We start from the raw sequence: 15,904 nt of genomic DNA on the forward strand, positions 1-15,904 counted from the left end.
ATGGCGCACTGGCTCTATAAATCCGAACCTGCTTCCTGGTCCTGGGAGCAGCAGAAGGCTGCCGGCGAAAAGGGCACGGAATGGACCGGCGTCCGCAACTATCTGGCGCGCAACAACATGCGGGCGATGCAGATCGGCGACAAAGGGTTCTTCTATCATTCCAATGACGGGCTCGAGATCGTCGGCATCGTCGAAGTCTGCGCCCTGTCGCATCCCGATTCTTCCGCCAAGGGCGATCCGAAGTGGGATTGCGTCGATATCCGCGCCGTCATGGACGTGCCGAAGCCGGTGACGCTGAAGGATGTCAAGTCGAGCGAGAAGCTTGCCAAGATGGCGCTCGTCACCTCAATGCGGCTTTCGGTGCAGCCGGTGACCGAGGAGGAATATCTCGAAGTCTGCCGCATGGGTGGGCTGGACAATCCGCCGCGTTGAAGACCGATCCAGAAGCCTTCATCCGCGCCAATACCAGCCTGATGCCGCCGCCGCATGTGCCGGAGATTTCGCTCCACCTGGCGAGCGAGGCGCATGAGCTCTGGTTGAAGACGGAGGAAGAGCTGGAAGCGATCGGTCTGCCGCCGCCCTTCTGGGCTTTTGCTTGGGCGGGCGGCCAGGGACTGGCACGCTACGTTCTCGATCATCCGGAAACGGTGCGCGGCAAGCGGGTGCTGGATTTCGCCAGCGGTTCCGGCCTTGTCGGCATTGCGGCTGTGATGGCCGATGCCCGGGAGGTCATGGCTAGCGATATCGATCCCTGGGCGGAGACGGCAGTCCGGCTGAATGCCGGAGCCAACCGCGTTTCGCTCGGCTTTATCGCCGCCGATCTGATCGGGGAGGCCGTCGATGCGGATATCGTGCTTGCCGGCGACGTCTTCTACGATCGCGCTTTCGCCGATGCGCTCGTTCCCTGGTTCGCGAAGCTGGCAGCCGACGGCAAGCGGGTGCTGGTCGGCGATCCCGGGCGCAGTTATCTGCCGCGAGATCGGCTGGAATTCTGCGCGGTTTATGAGGTGCCGGTAACGCGGGCGTTGGAAGACAGCGAAATCAAGAAGACGACGGTGTGGCGGTTCGCTTCCTAAGTCCGATCGACATTCAGGATTCGATCATTCGCGATCACCCGGACCAAAAGACGTCAGCCGGCGATCGAGGCGGCCTCATACACCATCGTCGCCGCGGCAAGATCGGCCAATGCCGTTCCGACGGCCTTGTAGAGAGTGATCTCGTCGTTGGACGTCCGCGCTGGAACATTCCCGCGACACAGTTCGTCAAGTGTCGCACGCACCGCATCTGCGGCAATGACGCCAGCCCTGATCGGCTGAACCAGATCGCCCGCTTCGTGAAGGGCCTCGTGCGTGTCGATATAGACCGAGGAGCGCCGAAGCGCCTCGTCATCGGCCTCGCGCATCGCCGGGGTGAAGCCGCCGATCAGGTCGACATGGGTGCCCGGCCGCAGCCATTCGCCGCGGATAAGCGGCGCCGTCGCCAGCGTCGCCGCGCTGACGATATCGACTTGCCGCGCCGCGGCTTCCAGATCGGTGACGGCAGCGGCCTGGAGCCCCTGTTGCCGGAGGCTCTGCGCCAGCCGTTCGGCGCTGGCGGGATCGATATCCCAGATATCGACATGCGCGATCGGCCGGACCGCGCGATAGGCATCAGCTATGAGGCTCGCGACGCGGCCTGCGCCGATTACCAGCAGGCGGCGGGCGTCCTTTCGGGCAAGATAGTCCGCGGCAAGGGCCGATGCCGCTACCGTACGGCGTGTGGTGATCGTGTTTCCGTCAAGTAGCGCAAGCTGCATCCCCGTCCGGCCATCATAGAGCATGTAAGTCGAGGTCAAACCGGGAATGCCGCGCACCGTGTTGCCGGGAAAGACGGTGACGATCTTGATGCCAAGGTAGCGCTCCGACCGGTGCGTTTCATGCCAGGCCGGCATCAGAAGCAGCGTCGCATCCGGCTCGCCGTTGTTGGCTATCGTGTGGTGATGCCGTACCGGCACGACACAGCCTTCGGCAAATGCTTGCCGCAGGGTCGCGACCAGCGCGCCGAAAGGCAGAAGCTCGCCCGTTGTCCGGGCATCGAGAATACGGATTTGTGTGTCTGTCATTGAAGCGATCTCTCAGGAAGTTCTAACGGCGGGATAAGGCGAGTTCTGTGTGATTGAACGAGAGCCGCGTTGCCGCTGCGCGGCGCACCAGCTTTTCAACCGGCGTCGGCCCATTGGACACGCCGTTGCGATCGGAACGCGGAGCAACTCGGCACCGCTCAGCCAAACGCCGCTTTCTTCTCCAGAATTCTGGCGTATTGAGTCAGCGGATAGCACAGGGCGAAGAAGATCACCGCGACGAGACCGTAGACCTTGAAAGGTTCAAAGGTCGCGTTGTTGATGGCGTTTGCGGTTTTCAGCAGTTCGTCGAAGCCGAGGATCGAGGCCAGTGCGGTGCTCTTGATCAACTGGACCAAGAACCCGACGGTCGGCGCGCGCGTGATCCGGAAAGCCTGCGGCAGGATTACAAGGCGAAGTTCGAGGAGACGATGCAAGCCCAGGCTGGCTGCGGCGTCCCATTGCCCGCGCGGCACCGCCTCGACGCCGCTCCGCCAGATTTCCGCGAGATAAGCGCTGGCGTAGAACGTCAGGCCGCAGACGGCCGCGGTCCATGACTCGATCCTGAAACCGAGCATCGGCAGGCCGAAGAACATCAGAAAGAGCTGCATGAGGAGCGGCGTCCCCTGAAACAGGGCTATGTAGCCGGACGCGAAGCTGCGCGGCCAGCGCGTTTTCGATATTCGTGCAGACAGGATCGCCAGGCCAAAGATGGCGCCGCCGGCAAAAGCTGCGAGCGAAAGCATAAGGGTCCAGCGTGTCGCGAAGACAAGATTGCGCAGAATGTCCCAGAAGGTGAACTCAATCATGCCAGACCGGCTCCCAGAAAACGGCGTTTCCCGGTGACGAGGAGCCGGCGAAGTGCGGCGGACATTGAAAGGTAGATCAACGTCGCAACCAGATAGGTCTCGAAGGAGCGGAAGGTGCGCGACTGAAGCAGATCGGCCTCCTGCGCCAGCTCGCGGACGGATATTTGGGAAACCACCGCCGATTCCAGCATCATGATGATGATCTGGCTCGTCAGCGCCGGAAAAATGATGGCGATCGCTTGCGGCAGGATGATCTTGAAGAACACCAGCCGAGGCCTCAGGCCGAGTGCCTGCGCCGCCTCCTTCTGGCCTCTCGGTATGGCATCGAGCCCGGCCCCGACCACCTCGATCGTGTAGGCGGCCATGTTGAGGGTCATGGCAAGCACGGCGGCAGTGACCGGATCGAGGCGAATGCCGAGGCTGGGCAAGCCAAAGAAGATGAAGAACAACTGCACCAGGAATGGCGTATTGCGCATGATTTCCACATAGAGGCCGACGACCTTGCGCAACCATGGGTAAGGTCCCCGGCGCGCAGCCGCGCCGAGAATGCTGAGAACGATCCCGAGCACCGATGTGGAGGCCGTCAGGGCAAGCGTCGTGCCTGCGCCATAAGCCAAGGCTCCCATTCCGTCCCAAAGCCAATTGAAATCGAGGCTGTATCTCATCGCTTGTCCTTTGGAGCCGGATGATCCGGGCCGGATCGCCCCGGAAATCTGGATCCGCCTCTCAAGCAAAGAATTGGAGCATGATGCCACCGGAATCGCTTCCAATTTTCGGCATCATGCTCTGGTGAGTGGGAGGCTGTCGTCGTCAGTCCTTCAGGTTTTCCGGGTTGAGCGGCGCTTTCAGCCAGCTCTTCGAGCCGGCGTCGAGCGAACCATCGGCGATCATTGCGGCGACGCTGTCATTGACAGCCTTCTTCAGGCCTTCCTCACCCTTGCGGAGCGCGATGTGCGAGGGTGAGCTGAGGAGCTGGAACTTCTGCTCCGGCTTCAGGGCTTCCTGTCGTGCCAGCACCTGCGCACCGACATCGTTGCCGACGACCATCAACTGGGTCTGGCCGGATATGAAGGCCTGGATGACCGAATTGTAGTTCTCGAAACGCTGGATCGCGGCCGAGCCGGGTGCGGCGGCCGTCAGCGACGTGTCTTCGAGCGTCCCACGATTGACGGCAATTGTCTTGTCGGCAAGGTCTTCCTTGCCGCTCACCTTCAGCATAGCCGGACCGATGACGGCGATATAGTAGGGGGCGTACGGGGCGGCATAATCGATCACCTCGGCGCGCTCCTTCGAATAGCCAACGCTCATCAGCAGGTCGACGCGGTCGTCGTTCAGGTAGGCGATCCTGTTCTGGCCAGTAACGCCGACGAGATTGAGTTTCACGCCGAGCCCGTCGGCGATCTTCTGGGCGACGTCGACGTCATAGCCCTTGATGCTCATGTCTGCGCTTGCCGAAGAGAAGGGCGGGAAATCGGAGAAGATGCCGATGTTGATCTCGCCTGCGGCTTTGATATCGGCAAGTTCGTCGGCCTGTGCGGCCCCTGCCAGGATGCCGAACACGGCAATTACCGCAGTAGCGGTGAAGCGTAATTTCATAAGAGCAGTCATGTCGTTCCCCTTTTTGAGACGTGTTGTGCGACAGGTGATGGATGGCAGCGGGCACGAGGCACGCTACCGTTGTGGAGCTTGTTCTCAGGTCAGCTTTGTCCTGACCGCGGGACTGAACATCGCGAGGCACAGGAGTTCGAACAGGACCTGCGCGGCGATCTGCGCGGTGTTGGTGGTGTTGTCGTATTGCGGCGCGATTTCCACGACGTCGCCGCCGACGAGGTTGACGCCCTTGAAGCCGCGCAGCAGGGTCAGAGCCTCCCTCGGCTGAAGCCCGCCGACTTCTGGCGTGCCGGTTCCCGGAGCGAAGGCCGGATCGAGGCTGTCCACGTCGAAACTGAGATAGGTCGGACCGGCGCCGACAACCTCCAGAGCCTTTGCGATCACCGCCTTGAGGCCCATCTCCGCCACCTCTTCCGCGTGAATGACGGTCATGCCGGAGGCAAAGGAGAACTCCCAGAGATATTCGCCGCCGCCGCGGATGCCGATCTGGATCGTACGCTTCGGATCGAGCACGCCCGCCAGAACCGCCTCGCGGAAGGGCGCGCCGTGGTGGAACTTGGAGCCCTCATAGGGACCAGCGGTGTCGCAATGAGCGTCGATGTGGATCATGCCGACCGGCTGGCTGGCCGCCAGGCCCTTGAGGATGGCGCCGGAGATCGAATGGTCGCCGCCGACCGACAGCGGGATAACCCCGGTTGCCGCGATCATCCGGTAGCAGGCCTCGATGTCGGCATGGCATTCGGCCAGGCCGAACCGGCTGCGCATCGGCACGTCGCCGACATCGGCGACCTTTAGCCCTCCCATCGGCGCGACACGCAGAACATGCTCGTAGGGACCGATACGCTCGATCGCCCGGACGGCCCGCGGTCCCAGCCGCGCACCGGCGCGATTGGTGACGCCGAGGTCCATCGGCACGCCGATCAGAGCCACGTCAAGCGCCTCAAGCACCTCGGGCCGCAAGCCGTTCTCGATGAAACGGGCATCCAGAAAGGTCGCAGGATCGGCGAAAGGCCATTTGCGGCTGTCGCCGTCCTTGAACACGCTCGCCGCCACGGCGCGGAAGTGCGGATCTTCCATCTCCCCGCCTGCAGCGTTGCCGAAGCGCTTTCTCAAGTCTTCCAGAAAATCCCGGTCAATGGTCAAGGCAGGCTCCCACGGTATTGATGCTGCCATCATCATCGGCGCCGCCCACTTCTCTTGGAACCGCGAAAATTCGAGAGGGGATATAACGATTATTGATAGCTTGGATCCGCCGAGGCTCCGCGATGGGGGTAGCGCGACCATCGGTGCATTCAGAAAACTTTATAACCCTGCGAGAATTTTCCCACTACCGCGGCTGGCAACCTCCAAGCAGTCTCCGATGCGAACGGTCCGGCAGAGGGCCGACAACAAAGGGAACCTATCATGTTGCACGATATGACACGCCGCCGCTTCCTCGGATCCGCCGCAGCCGCGGGGATTGCCGGCACGATGACCGGGTTTGCAAGATCCGCCGCAGCCGGCAACGGCAATCTCACCGCCGTCGAATGGGGCGGCGATGTCGTCGAAGCGATGAAGCAGATTGCCGCCGGCCAGAATGCGGCGACATTTAACTGGGTTCTTCACCAGGGCGGCGCGGGCGCGATCCTGCCAAAGATCAAGGCCGTCTGGCCGAATGTCGACTACGACTATGTCGCCGGCTGGGAAGGCTCATTCAACAGCATGGTGAAGGAGGATTGGCTCGAGACCATCAATCCTGCCGATATTCCCAACCTCGCGAATATTCCCGAGAAAATCATCATTCGTGACGGCAAGGGCAATATCAAAGCGGTCCCACGCGCAGTTGGCGGCATGTATTTCGGTGCCCGAACCGACACGGCTCCGATCGCCGTGAAGACCATCGATGATCTGCTGAACCCCGATCTCAAGGGCGCGATCTGCTGGCCAGGCCCGACACAGAGCATGATGCTCCAGATTGTTGCGCTCGCCCTTCACGCCGGCGGCAGTGAAACGAATATGGAGCCCGGGTGGAAGCTCATGACGGAACTGGCGAAATCCGGCAATATCGGCCGCGTCGCCGTCACCGATATCGATTTCACCAATTCGCTGACGTCGGGCGAAACCTCCGTCGGCTTCTTCGCGGAGCCCGGCTGGGCGGCGGTGGCGAAAAACTTCCCAGTTACGCGCTTCACCAAGGACAGCAACTTCAAAGCCTTCCTCTACCAGAGCGGCTTCGGCGTCCTGAAGAACAGACCGAACACCAAGGCGACGCTCGATTTCGTCAACTTCGCGATCAGCCCGGACATGAACGCGCTCTACGCCAAGGTGGCTGGCGAGGCGCCGTTGAACAGCAAGGCAGTCACGCCCGACAATCTCAAGCATCTGTCCTTCACGTCGGACGAGTTTTCGAGCTTCGTCTATGTGCCGGACTACAATGTCGTTCTTGAACAGCAGGATGCCTGGTCGAAGCGCTGGGAGCAGGATATCGCCCCGTTGCTCTAAGACACCTCGCGGCAGGTTGTCGTAGGCGCGGGCTTCGACAACCTTCCTTTCTCATGGCCGCAAGGGCGAGGAAAAGGCTGTTTCATCATGACTAAGGCAAGGCGGCAACCCGTTGCCATTTCAATTCCGGATCGCCGCGATGCGGCCCTGACGCTCGGGCCAGCCCTGCTGGTGTTCGCACTCGGTTTTCTGTCACCGCTCATCAATCTGGCAATCGAAAGCTTGAAGGAGTTTACGCCGGGGCGCGTCGGCTCCGTGGAAAATGCCGCGGCAACGGTTCAAAACTATTACGAGCTTGCAAACCAGGCGTTTGCAAGCGTTCTGCTGACGACCTTCTGGATCGGTGGAGTTGCCGCGATCATCGGCCAGCTTATGGCATTCCCGCTGGCCTATTTCATCGTGCGGCGCATTTCGCCGCGGATGCGCACGCTCACACTCGGCTTTTTGATTACGCTTGTACTTTCCAGCGTCCTGATCAAGACGTACGCGATCGAACTGACCTTCGGGTCGGTCGGCATCCTCCGACCCTTCCTCTTGACACTGGGCCTTTCGCCCAACAGCCGCGAATATATCAATATCGTCGTTATTGCGGGTCTGGTTCACTCGATCATACCGGTCGCAACGCTAACGTTGATTGGCGCGATGCAATCGATCGATCCGCGCCTGCTCGATGCAGCCCAGTCGCTCGGCGCGCCGGGATGGAAAGCCCATCTGTCGATCACGCTTCCCCTGAGCTTCCCGGCGCTGATCTCAAGCACGCTTGTGTCGCTGACTTTCGCGATCAGCGCCTTCGTCATTCCCATGGTGCTCGGGAGGGGCCGGGTGCTTTTCATGTCGAACGTCATCTACACCCGGTTCAGCGATATCGCCGACTACCCAAGCGGCGCGGCGATCTCGCTCGTCATGCTTGCCGTGGCGTTGGCGGTCGTCGCCGTCATAACGTTTGCGCAGGCGCGGAGGGTTTGCCGATGAGCATGCAGTCTCTTGCAGCGAGAACCGGAGACCGGATCGCCGGTTCCCTTGCTTACGGTGTCATCGGCCTTGGATTGGCGTTCCTCGCCATCCCGTTGGTGATAACATGCGTCATGGCTTTCGACGCCAGGACCTACCTCGGCCCGATGCCGCCACCTGCCTTGTCGCTTCATTGGTTCGAACGGCTCATGTCCCAGGCGGATATCCTTGCCAGCCTGCGCATCAGCCTCATCTTGGCGGTATTCACGACGGTTCTGTCCGTCACGATTGGAACTGCGGCGGCAGTCGGTCTTGCCCGGGGCAATTTTCCGGGAAAGGCAGCGCTGACTTCGGCCTTTCTCTCGCCACTCATCGTCCCGCCGGTCGTGATTGGATTTGGCCTGCTGCTTTTCCTTTCCAAGGCCGGTATCACAAATGGTATGGCGCGCCTGCTCCTCGGCCACGTGATCGTGACGTTGCCCTATTGCATAAGGACCAGTCTCGCCAGCCTTCTCGGCAGCGACCAACGATTGACGGAAGCCGCAATGGTTCTCGGCGCTACCGAGCGCCAGGCCTTCTGGACCATTACCCTGCCGCTCATGCGGACGGGCGTCGTCACCGGCGCGATTTTCGCCTTCGCAATTTCGATGGATGACGTATCGATCAGTCTCTTTCTGAGCGATCCGTCCGCAACGACCTTGCCTGTTACGCTGGTCAGCAACATGCGCGCGGCTTTCGATCTGACGATCGCTGCGGCGGCCGTGGTCCTGATTGCCGTCACCGCGTTGCTGATCGTCGTGCTGGACCGTGTCGTCGGCTTCGACACTGTCGTCGGTCAGGGTTTGTTTCGTTCATGAGGACAATACGATGATTTCTGCCGTGGAATTTCAAGGGGTCAGCAAGCGCTTCGGCGAAACGGTCGCCCTCGACAATATCTCCTTGTCGGTGAACCCAGGCGAAACAATCGCGCTGCTTGGGCCGAGCGGCTGCGGCAAGACCACGATTCTTCGGCTCATTGCTGGATTCGAGCGGCCCGACAAAGGCTCGATCTCGATCGACGGCGAGCCGATGGCCGGATTGAAACCCTATGAGCGCAATGTCGGGCTGCTGTTCCAGCACTACGCTCTTTTCCCGCATATGACCGTCGAACAGAACATCGGCTACGGACTTCGCCATCGCAACCATCCGCCGGGGCAAATACCGCGCCGCATTGCCGAGATGCTTGAGCTCGTCCGGCTCGTCGGTTTCGGACAGCGGCGGCCGCACCAGTTGAGCGGCGGCCAGCAACAGCGTGTTGCGCTTGCGCGGGCGCTCGCCACTCATCCAAGTCTCGTTCTTCTGGATGAGCCCCTGTCGGCCCTCGACGCCAAACTTCGCCATGAGCTGCGCACCGAATTGAAGGATGTGCTCGCCGCAGTCGGCTCGACGGCCATCGTGGTAACCCACGACCAGGAGGAGGCGATGAGCCTGGGAGAGCGGATATTCGTGATGAACCGCGGAGCAATCATGCAATCCGGCAAGCCGGATGATGTGTATTGGCGTCCAGACTCGCGCTTCGTCGCGGATTTCATGGGTCGGACGAATTGGATTCATGGCTCGATTTCGGCCGCGGGCGGAACGGCCGGCAAATTTCGCTCCGAAGCCGGCTGGGAGTTCCCGGTCGCGTCCACGGCAAGTCTTTCAGGTGCCGCCGAGATTTGCGTGAGGCCGGAAAGCGTCGAGATATCGTCCGGCACTCCGGCTGCCGGAGCCATGACCGGACGCGTCGCCGACGTTGTGACACTCGGTGCCTTCAGGCATGTCGTTCTGGACCTCGTCAGTGGCGACCGGATAATCTCGGCTTGCCCGAACCGTCCAGATATAGCCTTCGCTCGTGGGCAGGAGATCAGCGTTTCCATTCCCCCCGAGGCATGCGTTCTCTTTGCGCGATAAGCTGGCATTGATGGGGCGCAGCCTGCACTGCGCCCGGGCTCAGGGTCACATGTTGCCGGAAGGACATGGTTCGTCCAATATCCACCTACGGGCAGAGGGGCCCTCGGCTCTCGAGCGCCACAAAGTATGGAATGCGGCTTCTGATGCTTGATCTTGATTCCTATCTGCTTCGTGCATTTCTGACCGTCGCGGAAATCGGCACCGTCAATGGAGCAGCCGTCAAGCTGAACAGAACGCAGGCGGCCGTGAGCATGCAGATCCGCAAGCTGGAGGAGCTTGTCGGCGTTACGTTGTTTTCGCGTTCGTCAAAGGGCCTCGAACTCACGAGTCATGGGCAGATCATGCTGGCTTATGCCCGCGAAATGGTCGCCCTCAGCGACGAGGTCGGGAAAAGACTGACGGGCAAGATGATCGAGGACCGCATTCGCCTCGGCGTCGTCGAGGACTTCGCAGCCGGCCACCTGATCGACATTCTTAGTGCCTTCAGAGCCCAGAACCCGAAGGTCGAGATCGACATCATCGTCGAGCCGAATCGTCGCCTCGCCAGCCTGTTTGAAGACAGGAAGCTCGATCTCGTGGTTTGCGACATCACCTGCCTCGCGCGAAAACCGACCCTGATCTGGACCGAATATTTGATGTGGACGGTCAGATCCGACTTTGTGGCGGATACGGAAAAGCCGCTTCCCGTCATCATGTTCGAGGAGGAGTGTCCCTGGACGCTTCCGACGATTGCGGCTCTGTCCCAGCGGAACATCAAGTGGAAGACGGCGTGCGTCGCATCGACGCTGGTGGCCATGGCGACCGCGGTTCGCGTCGGTATTGGTATCGCGCCAATGATGCTCAACACGAAACCGGAGGGGTGCCGGACGCTTGACCGATCGGCGGACCTGCCCGGTCCGGTGCGCATCGAAATCGGTCTGTATGCTCAGTCCGAGACGGCCGAAGGCGCGCGCTACCTTGTGGACTTCATTTCGCGGCATACGGCCATATTGTCCAGCTAGAGCAATTCCAGGAAAAGTGCGAAGCGGTTTTCCGTCCGGAATTGCGTAAAAACAAAAGGCTGGAGCGGTGCTGCGTTTCCGTTAAAAGCTGAACCGCTCTAGGAAGTGTGGACAGTTATCTGATCCATAGGACGATTGCTGCGATAGTGACGACTGCGAGGTAGTTTTCGGCGGTTTTTTCGAAGCGCGTAGCGACCCTGCGGAACTGCTTGAGTCTCGAGAAGCAGCATTCGATCAGGTGGCGCTGGGCGTAGAGATGCTTGTCCAGCGGGTATTTTTGCGCGCGGGAAGGATTGTTGGGGATCACCGCCACCGCGCCTTTATCGGCGATGGCATTGCGCAGGCGACCGCTGTCATAAGCGGTGTCGGCCATGACGATGTCGGCGGGTAGGCCCTCGATCAGGGCATCGGCTTGCGGCGCATCGCCCTTTTGGCCTGCGGTCAGTGTGAAGCGGACCGGGCAGCCGAGACCACGCACGGCCATGTGGATTTTGGTGCTCAGGCCGCCGCGAGAACGGCCAAGGGCTTGATCTGCAGCCCCTTTTTTGCGCCGGCAGCGTGCTGATGGGCGCGGATGATGGTGGAATCAACGATCAGGTATTCGAAGTCCGGATCGTCCGACATCGCGGCGAACATGCGCCACCAGACGCCCTTCCGGCTCCAGCGGCTGAAACGGCGGAAGACACTGTTCCACTCGCCGAACACCTCTGGCAGGTCTCGCCAGGGCGAGCCGGTGCGCACAATCCAAAGCACGGCTTCCACGAACATGCGGTTGTTGCGGCCAGACGAGCCGCGCGTGCGCTCGTCACCAATGATGTGATGCGCTATCCGCGCCCACTGCTCGTCCCGAAGGATCAGACGATCCAAAACACCCATGACTGCCTCCAAAAGACAGTCTTGAATCTGATTTGCTCAGCCTTGGAAACCCAAGAGTTCACACTTCCTAGAGCATGATGCCGAAAAGTGTGATCGGTTTTCGGACGACATCCTGTTCCAACTCCTCCTGGGAGCGTTCAGCTTCCATTATATCGGGTCAATTTAATTCCCCCTACCGGAATGGCGAGCGAAGCCCCACAGTGATCGGATGAAGGGTCGACGGCCCAATCTCAAGCATTCATGGAAGTCTGCGAATACGATGATGGGGCAAGCCAAAGTTGACGAAGCTCTCCTCGCAGATGCCGCCTATCTGCCCGGCCAGGTCGCAAACCTGACGAGGGGAGCAAGCGTGACGGCGCAGACCAACGAAATACTGGAGCGCATCAATGACATGCTGCTGCGCGAAGGTACCAACAAGTCGGAGATCATTCTCGTCAACATCTGGCTCAGGGACCTTGCCTCATTCGAGGAAATGAACAGAGCTTGGGATGCTTGGATGCCGGATAGCGGAACGCCACGGCGGGCGACGTTTGAGGACAAGAATCTCCCGCCGATGTGCGCCATCCGTATCGACGTAGCCGCGTCGCGAAAGGATGGGGCCGGGCAAATTTGAGCCGCCTGCGCTCGTCATCCTCATAGCCTCGTCAGCGAAGCCGAGCGGAATTCGGCACTTTCGGCAGCATCCGCTAAGGCCGAATGACGCAGACATTGGCCTCGTAGGCGCAGGGATCGTCCTGCACCGCGATATCGATGACTTTCGCCTTCGGTGCCAGTTGCTCAGGCCGTGCTGTGGGATAGAAGCCATAGCCGTCGCCGCCGACATAGGTTCCGCCATCGCCCTGATAGACATAGGAAGAGCCGGCATAGGTGCCGCCGCCGTCACCACCCTGCGCCTGGGGCACGACGACGATAAGATTGCTGCGGGCGAAGCGATTGGTCGCCGGCGATGAAAACTGTTTCAGGAACGGCATCCGTTCTTTGCGGTTCCGATATCGATAGGCGTTGTCGAAACGGATGCCGCGATCGCGCCAGCCGATACGTTCGCCGAGGAATAATCCACCGTGGAAATCGTGACGGTGGCCGGAAAAGCGATGATCGTTGCGGCGGTCACCGGCTTCGGCGGGAAGTGCAGCAAGCGCCGAAAGGGCAAGCAGGGCGACTGCGGACAGACTGCGAAACATGGGTGGCCGGCCTCCGGAATTCCGATCCCTAACAAATCGTTAACTCCAGATTGCGCCAAAAGCCTAAGCTTGTCCATTCGGGCCGGAGAAACAGCGCAAAATTTGAGCGCAAATGGCCAGTTTTGTTAGTCCGCAAACTTCCCGGTAACGCGAATCGATTAAATTAAAAGCAGACAGCGATTGTGCTTGTCGTCAGCGTTCCCGGTGATTAAACGTCGCAATTGATGCGACGCACACAGAGAATTTTGTCATTCGTGTGGTTGACTGAGCATGCTCCGAATTCGGGAGCGCAGAATAGCCGCCGCGAGGTTCTGATGGCGAATGTGACAAATAACCGGCCCCTGTCGCCGCATTTGCAAATTTACAAGCTTATTCCCACCATGGTCATGTCTATCGTCCACCGCATCACCGGTAGCGCGCTCTACGTCGGCACGCTGCTTGTCGCCTGGTGGCTGATCGCGGCGGCAAGCGGCCAGAGCTCCTATGACTGGGCCAACTGGGTGCTCGGCAGCCTTCTCGGCAAGTTCGTGCTTCTCGGCTACACTTGGGCGCTGCTTCACCACATGCTCGGCGGCTTCCGCCATCTCATGTGGGATCTCGGCTATGGCTTCGGGAAAGAATTCTCGACCAAGCTCGCCATCGCCAACATCATTGGGTCGATCTGTCTGACCGTGCTGGTCTGGGTGATCGGCTTCCTCATTCGCTTCTGAAGGTCCTCTCATGGATATGCGCACCCCCCTCGGCAAGGTTCGCGGGCTCGGCTCCGCCAAGGAAGGCACGAGCCATTTCTGGCGTCAGCGGCTGACCGCAGTCTCCAATATTCCGTTGATCCTCTTCTTCGTCATATTCATGATCGCCTATGCGGGCGCGCCCTATGCGGATGTGGTTCGCGCGCTGTCGAACCCGTTTGTCGCGGTCGTCATGGGCCTGATGGTAATATCAGGCGTCATCCATATGAAGCTCGGCATGCAGGCCATCATCGAGGACTACGTGCATGGCGAATTCGGCAAGATTGCTCTGCTGATGCTGAACACGTTCTTTGCGATCGTGATCGCCGGCCTCTGTCTCTTCGCCATTCTGAAAATCGCATTCGTAGGATAAGCTGACATGGCACCGACTTCTCCCGCCCAGAATGGCAAGGCCTACAAGTATGTCGATCACTCCTACGACGTGATCGTCGTCGGCGCCGGCGGCGCCGGGCTGCGCGCCACGCTCGGCATGGCCGAGCAGGGTTTCCGCACGGCCTGCATCACCAAGGTATTTCCGACCCGCTCGCACACGGTCGCGGCCCAGGGCGGCATCGCCGCCTCGCTGCGCAACATGACGCCGGATAGCTGGCAGTGGCACCTCTACGACACCGTCAAGGGTTCCGATTGGCTCGGCGACGTCGACGCCATGCAGTATCTCACCATGGAAGCGCCGAAGGCGGTCTATGAGCTCGAGCATTACGGCGTGCCGTTCTCACGCAACGAGGAAGGCAAGATCTATCAGCGCCCGTTCGGCGGCCACATGCAGAATTACGGCGAAGGCCCGCCGGTCCAGCGCACCTGCGCCGTGGCCGACCGTACCGGCCACGCCATCCTGCATACGCTCTACGGCCAGTCGCTGCGCAACAATGCCGAGTTCTTCATCGAGTATTTCGCGCTCGACCTGATCATGTCGGAGGACGGCAGCCGCTGCACTGGCGTCGTCGCCTGGTGCCTCGATGACGGCACGATCCATCGCTTCGCCGCCAAGATGGTGGTGCTGGCGACTGGCGGCTACGGCCGCGCCTATTTCTCGGCAACATCGGCCCATACCTGCACCGGCGACGGTGGCGGCATGGTGGCGCGTGCCGGCCTGCCGCTGCAGGACATGGAATTCGTTCAGTTCCACCCGACCGGCATCTACGGTTCGGGCTGTCTGATCACCGAAGGCGCGCGCGGTGAAGGCGGTTACCTCGTCAACTCCGAGGGCGAGCGCTTCATGGAGCGTTATGCGCCCTCGGCCAAGGACCTTGCCTCGCGCGACGTCGTGTCGCGCTGCATGACTTTGGAAATCCGCGAGGGCCGCGGTGTCGGCAAGGCGAAGGACCACATTTTCCTGCATCTCGACCACCTCGATCCGGCCGTTCTGCATGAACGCCTGCCAGGGATTTCCGAGAGCGCCAAGATCTTCGCCGGCGTCGACGTGACGCGCGAACCGATCCCGGTCCTGCCTACCGTTCACTACAATATGGGCGGCATTCCCACGAATTATTGGGGCGAAGTGCTGAACGCCGACGGTGCCGATCCGGAACGGATCATTCCCGGCCTGATGGCTGTGGGTGAAGCCGGCTGCGCCTCGGTGCACGGCGCCAACCGCCTCGGCTCCAACTCGCTGATCGATCTGGTGGTCTTCGGCCGCGCCGCGGCGATCCGCGCCGGCGAGGTGATCGACCGCGCAGCGCCGATCCCGCATCTCAATGTCGCCGCCTGCGACAAGATTATGGACCGTTTCGACGGTCTGCGTCATGCCAGCGGCGGCACGCCGACGGCAGAACTGCGCGAGAAGATGCAGCGCGCCATGCAGGAAGACGCCGCCGTCTTCCGCACGCAGGAATCGCTGGAATCCGGCTGCCGGCGCATCTCGGCGATCTGGGGCGAGATGAAGGACATCAAGGTCACCGACCGCTCGATGATCTGGAACTCGGATCTGGTCGAGACGCTGGAGCTGCAGAACCTGATGGCCAACGCCATCACGACGATCTACGGCGCCGAGGCCCGCAAAGAGAGCCGCGGTTCGCATGCCCGCGAGGACTATACCGAGGGTGCATTCGCCGGCCGCGACGACGTCAACTGGCGCAAGCACACGCTCGCCTGGGTGAACGAGGCGGGCGACGTGAAACTCGACTACCGGCCGGTCCATACCGAGCTCATTGCCGAAGGCATCGATCCGCACAAGATCGAGCCGAAGGCTCGCGTGTACTGATCTCAAGAGGAACCG

18 protein-coding genes are annotated in these 15,904 nt (G+C 60.9%); 11 read left to right on the top strand and 7 right to left on the bottom strand.

Annotation, left to right across the window (positions count from 1 at the left end):
* Together HFO99_RS01180 and HFO99_RS01185 are read left to right on the top strand one after the other, a co-directional pair.
* Complete coding sequence (locus HFO99_RS01180; RefSeq protein WP_222358629.1) at positions 1–432, top strand: EVE domain-containing protein; 432 nt, start codon at positions 1–3, stop codon at positions 430–432.
* Positions 429–1,076, top strand: coding sequence for a class I SAM-dependent methyltransferase (locus HFO99_RS01185; RefSeq protein WP_222358633.1), 648 nt, complete (start codon positions 429–431; stop codon positions 1,074–1,076). The genes HFO99_RS01180 and HFO99_RS01185 overlap by 4 nt, the downstream gene beginning before the upstream one ends.
* Positions 1,077–1,129: 53 nt before the next feature.
* On the opposite strand, the gene HFO99_RS01190 is transcribed toward HFO99_RS01185, so the two are convergent.
* From HFO99_RS01190 to speB, 5 genes are all read right to left on the bottom strand, one after another.
* Entirely contained in the window at positions 1,130–2,101 is a 972-nt protein-coding gene (locus HFO99_RS01190; RefSeq protein ID WP_222358636.1) for an ornithine cyclodeaminase family protein, read from the bottom strand.
* Between the two features lie 158 nt (positions 2,102–2,259).
* Complete coding sequence (locus tag HFO99_RS01195; protein ID WP_170257126.1) at positions 2,260–2,907, bottom strand: amino acid ABC transporter permease; 648 nt, start codon at positions 2,905–2,907, stop codon at positions 2,260–2,262.
* Complete coding sequence (locus HFO99_RS01200; RefSeq protein ID WP_222358639.1) at positions 2,904–3,572, bottom strand: amino acid ABC transporter permease; 669 nt, start codon at positions 3,570–3,572, stop codon at positions 2,904–2,906. The genes HFO99_RS01195 and HFO99_RS01200 overlap by 4 nt, the downstream gene beginning before the upstream one ends.
* 145 nt (positions 3,573–3,717) lie before the next feature.
* On the bottom strand, positions 3,718–4,515 hold the full coding sequence (locus tag HFO99_RS01205; protein ID WP_222358642.1) for a transporter substrate-binding domain-containing protein: 798 nt from the start codon (positions 4,513–4,515) through the stop codon (positions 3,718–3,720).
* A gap of 84 nt (positions 4,516–4,599) precedes the next feature.
* Positions 4,600–5,661: an agmatinase gene (gene speB / locus HFO99_RS01210; RefSeq protein WP_222358646.1), complete on the bottom strand. Its 1,062-nt coding sequence runs from the start codon at positions 5,659–5,661 to the stop codon at positions 4,600–4,602.
* Between the two features lie 261 nt (positions 5,662–5,922).
* Here speB and HFO99_RS01215 point away from each other — a divergent pair, with 261 nt between their 5' ends.
* The 5 genes from HFO99_RS01215 to HFO99_RS01235 all read left to right on the top strand — a co-directional run bounded on the left by HFO99_RS01215 (position 5,923) and on the right by HFO99_RS01235 (position 10,883).
* The gene (locus HFO99_RS01215; RefSeq protein WP_222358649.1) at positions 5,923–6,999 is read left to right on the top strand and encodes an extracellular solute-binding protein; all 1,077 of its coding nucleotides are present in this window, start codon (positions 5,923–5,925) and stop codon (positions 6,997–6,999) included.
* An 87-nt stretch (positions 7,000–7,086) separates the two neighbouring features.
* A complete protein-coding gene (locus HFO99_RS01220; protein ID WP_222358652.1) occupies positions 7,087–7,971 on the top strand; it encodes an ABC transporter permease in 885 nt (294 codons plus the stop codon).
* The gene (locus HFO99_RS01225) at positions 7,968–8,807 is read left to right on the top strand and encodes an ABC transporter permease (RefSeq protein ID WP_222248932.1); all 840 of its coding nucleotides are present in this window, start codon (positions 7,968–7,970) and stop codon (positions 8,805–8,807) included. Before HFO99_RS01220 ends, HFO99_RS01225 begins: the two co-directional genes overlap by 4 nt.
* Before the next feature lie 10 nt (positions 8,808–8,817).
* Positions 8,818–9,882: an ABC transporter ATP-binding protein gene (locus HFO99_RS01230; RefSeq protein WP_222358654.1), complete on the top strand. Its 1,065-nt coding sequence runs from the start codon at positions 8,818–8,820 to the stop codon at positions 9,880–9,882.
* A 131-nt stretch (positions 9,883–10,013) separates the two neighbouring features.
* Positions 10,014–10,883, top strand: a complete 870-nt coding sequence (locus HFO99_RS01235; RefSeq protein ID WP_222248928.1) for a LysR family transcriptional regulator — start codon at positions 10,014–10,016, stop codon at positions 10,881–10,883.
* A gap of 115 nt (positions 10,884–10,998) precedes the next feature.
* On the opposite strand, the gene HFO99_RS01240 is transcribed toward HFO99_RS01235, so the two are convergent.
* A protein-coding gene (locus tag HFO99_RS01240) for an IS5 family transposase (protein ID WP_222358657.1) occupies positions 10,999–11,759 on the bottom strand; the annotation gives its coding sequence in 2 pieces (ribosomal slippage) (positions 10,999–11,432 and positions 11,432–11,759; 762 coding nt in all).
* A 259-nt stretch (positions 11,760–12,018) separates the two neighbouring features.
* Here HFO99_RS01240 and HFO99_RS01245 point away from each other — a divergent pair.
* Positions 12,019–12,372, top strand: coding sequence for a RidA family protein (locus tag HFO99_RS01245; RefSeq protein WP_222248926.1), 354 nt, complete (start codon positions 12,019–12,021; stop codon positions 12,370–12,372).
* Between the two features lie 73 nt (positions 12,373–12,445).
* On the opposite strand, the gene HFO99_RS01250 is transcribed toward HFO99_RS01245, so the two are convergent.
* Complete coding sequence (locus HFO99_RS01250; RefSeq protein WP_222301122.1) at positions 12,446–12,940, bottom strand: hypothetical protein; 495 nt, start codon at positions 12,938–12,940, stop codon at positions 12,446–12,448.
* A 314-nt stretch (positions 12,941–13,254) separates the two neighbouring features.
* On the opposite strand from HFO99_RS01250, the gene sdhC reads away from it, so the two are divergent.
* From sdhC to sdhA, 3 genes are read left to right on the top strand one after another with little or no spacing between them, the layout of a single operon-like run.
* Positions 13,255–13,650 carry a succinate dehydrogenase, cytochrome b556 subunit gene (gene sdhC / locus HFO99_RS01255; RefSeq protein ID WP_222248922.1) on the top strand — a complete coding sequence of 132 codons (396 nt, stop codon included), beginning with the start codon at positions 13,255–13,257 and terminating at the stop codon, positions 13,648–13,650.
* 10 nt (positions 13,651–13,660) lie between these two features.
* A complete protein-coding gene (gene sdhD / locus HFO99_RS01260) occupies positions 13,661–14,041 on the top strand; it encodes a succinate dehydrogenase, hydrophobic membrane anchor protein (protein WP_222248920.1) in 381 nt (126 codons plus the stop codon).
* A 6-nt stretch (positions 14,042–14,047) separates the two neighbouring features.
* Positions 14,048–15,889: a succinate dehydrogenase flavoprotein subunit gene (sdhA, locus tag HFO99_RS01265; protein ID WP_222301124.1), complete on the top strand. Its 1,842-nt coding sequence runs from the start codon at positions 14,048–14,050 to the stop codon at positions 15,887–15,889.
* Positions 15,890–15,904 lie beyond the last annotated feature (15 nt).

The organism is Rhizobium leguminosarum (genome assembly GCF_019798305.1).
In the GTDB taxonomy this organism is placed as follows: domain Bacteria; phylum Pseudomonadota; class Alphaproteobacteria; order Rhizobiales; family Rhizobiaceae; genus Rhizobium; species Rhizobium leguminosarum_U.

Coding starts and splice junctions, on each gene's coding strand:
- HFO99_RS01190 (WP_222358636.1), bottom strand. CDS start 2,101: ATGACAGACACACAAATCCGTATTCTCGATGCCCGGACAACGGGCGAG.
- HFO99_RS01250 (WP_222301122.1), bottom strand. CDS start 12,940: ATGTTTCGCAGTCTGTCCGCAGTCGCCCTGCTTGCCCTTTCGGCGCTT.
- HFO99_RS01205 (WP_222358642.1), bottom strand. CDS start 4,515: ATGACTGCTCTTATGAAATTACGCTTCACCGCTACTGCGGTAATTGCC.
- HFO99_RS01220 (WP_222358652.1), top strand. CDS start 7,087: ATGACTAAGGCAAGGCGGCAACCCGTTGCCATTTCAATTCCGGATCGC.
- HFO99_RS01200 (WP_222358639.1), bottom strand. CDS start 3,572: ATGAGATACAGCCTCGATTTCAATTGGCTTTGGGACGGAATGGGAGCC.
- HFO99_RS01235 (WP_222248928.1), top strand. CDS start 10,014: ATGCGGCTTCTGATGCTTGATCTTGATTCCTATCTGCTTCGTGCATTT.
- HFO99_RS01215 (WP_222358649.1), top strand. CDS start 5,923: ATGTTGCACGATATGACACGCCGCCGCTTCCTCGGATCCGCCGCAGCC.
- sdhA (WP_222301124.1), top strand. CDS start 14,048: ATGGCACCGACTTCTCCCGCCCAGAATGGCAAGGCCTACAAGTATGTC.
- HFO99_RS01230 (WP_222358654.1), top strand. CDS start 8,818: ATGATTTCTGCCGTGGAATTTCAAGGGGTCAGCAAGCGCTTCGGCGAA.
- HFO99_RS01245 (WP_222248926.1), top strand. CDS start 12,019: ATGATGGGGCAAGCCAAAGTTGACGAAGCTCTCCTCGCAGATGCCGCC.
- HFO99_RS01195 (WP_170257126.1), bottom strand. CDS start 2,907: ATGATTGAGTTCACCTTCTGGGACATTCTGCGCAATCTTGTCTTCGCG.
- HFO99_RS01225 (WP_222248932.1), top strand. CDS start 7,968: ATGAGCATGCAGTCTCTTGCAGCGAGAACCGGAGACCGGATCGCCGGT.
- sdhC (WP_222248922.1), top strand. CDS start 13,255: ATGGCGAATGTGACAAATAACCGGCCCCTGTCGCCGCATTTGCAAATT.
- HFO99_RS01180 (WP_222358629.1), top strand. CDS start 1: ATGGCGCACTGGCTCTATAAATCCGAACCTGCTTCCTGGTCCTGGGAG.
- sdhD (WP_222248920.1), top strand. CDS start 13,661: ATGGATATGCGCACCCCCCTCGGCAAGGTTCGCGGGCTCGGCTCCGCC.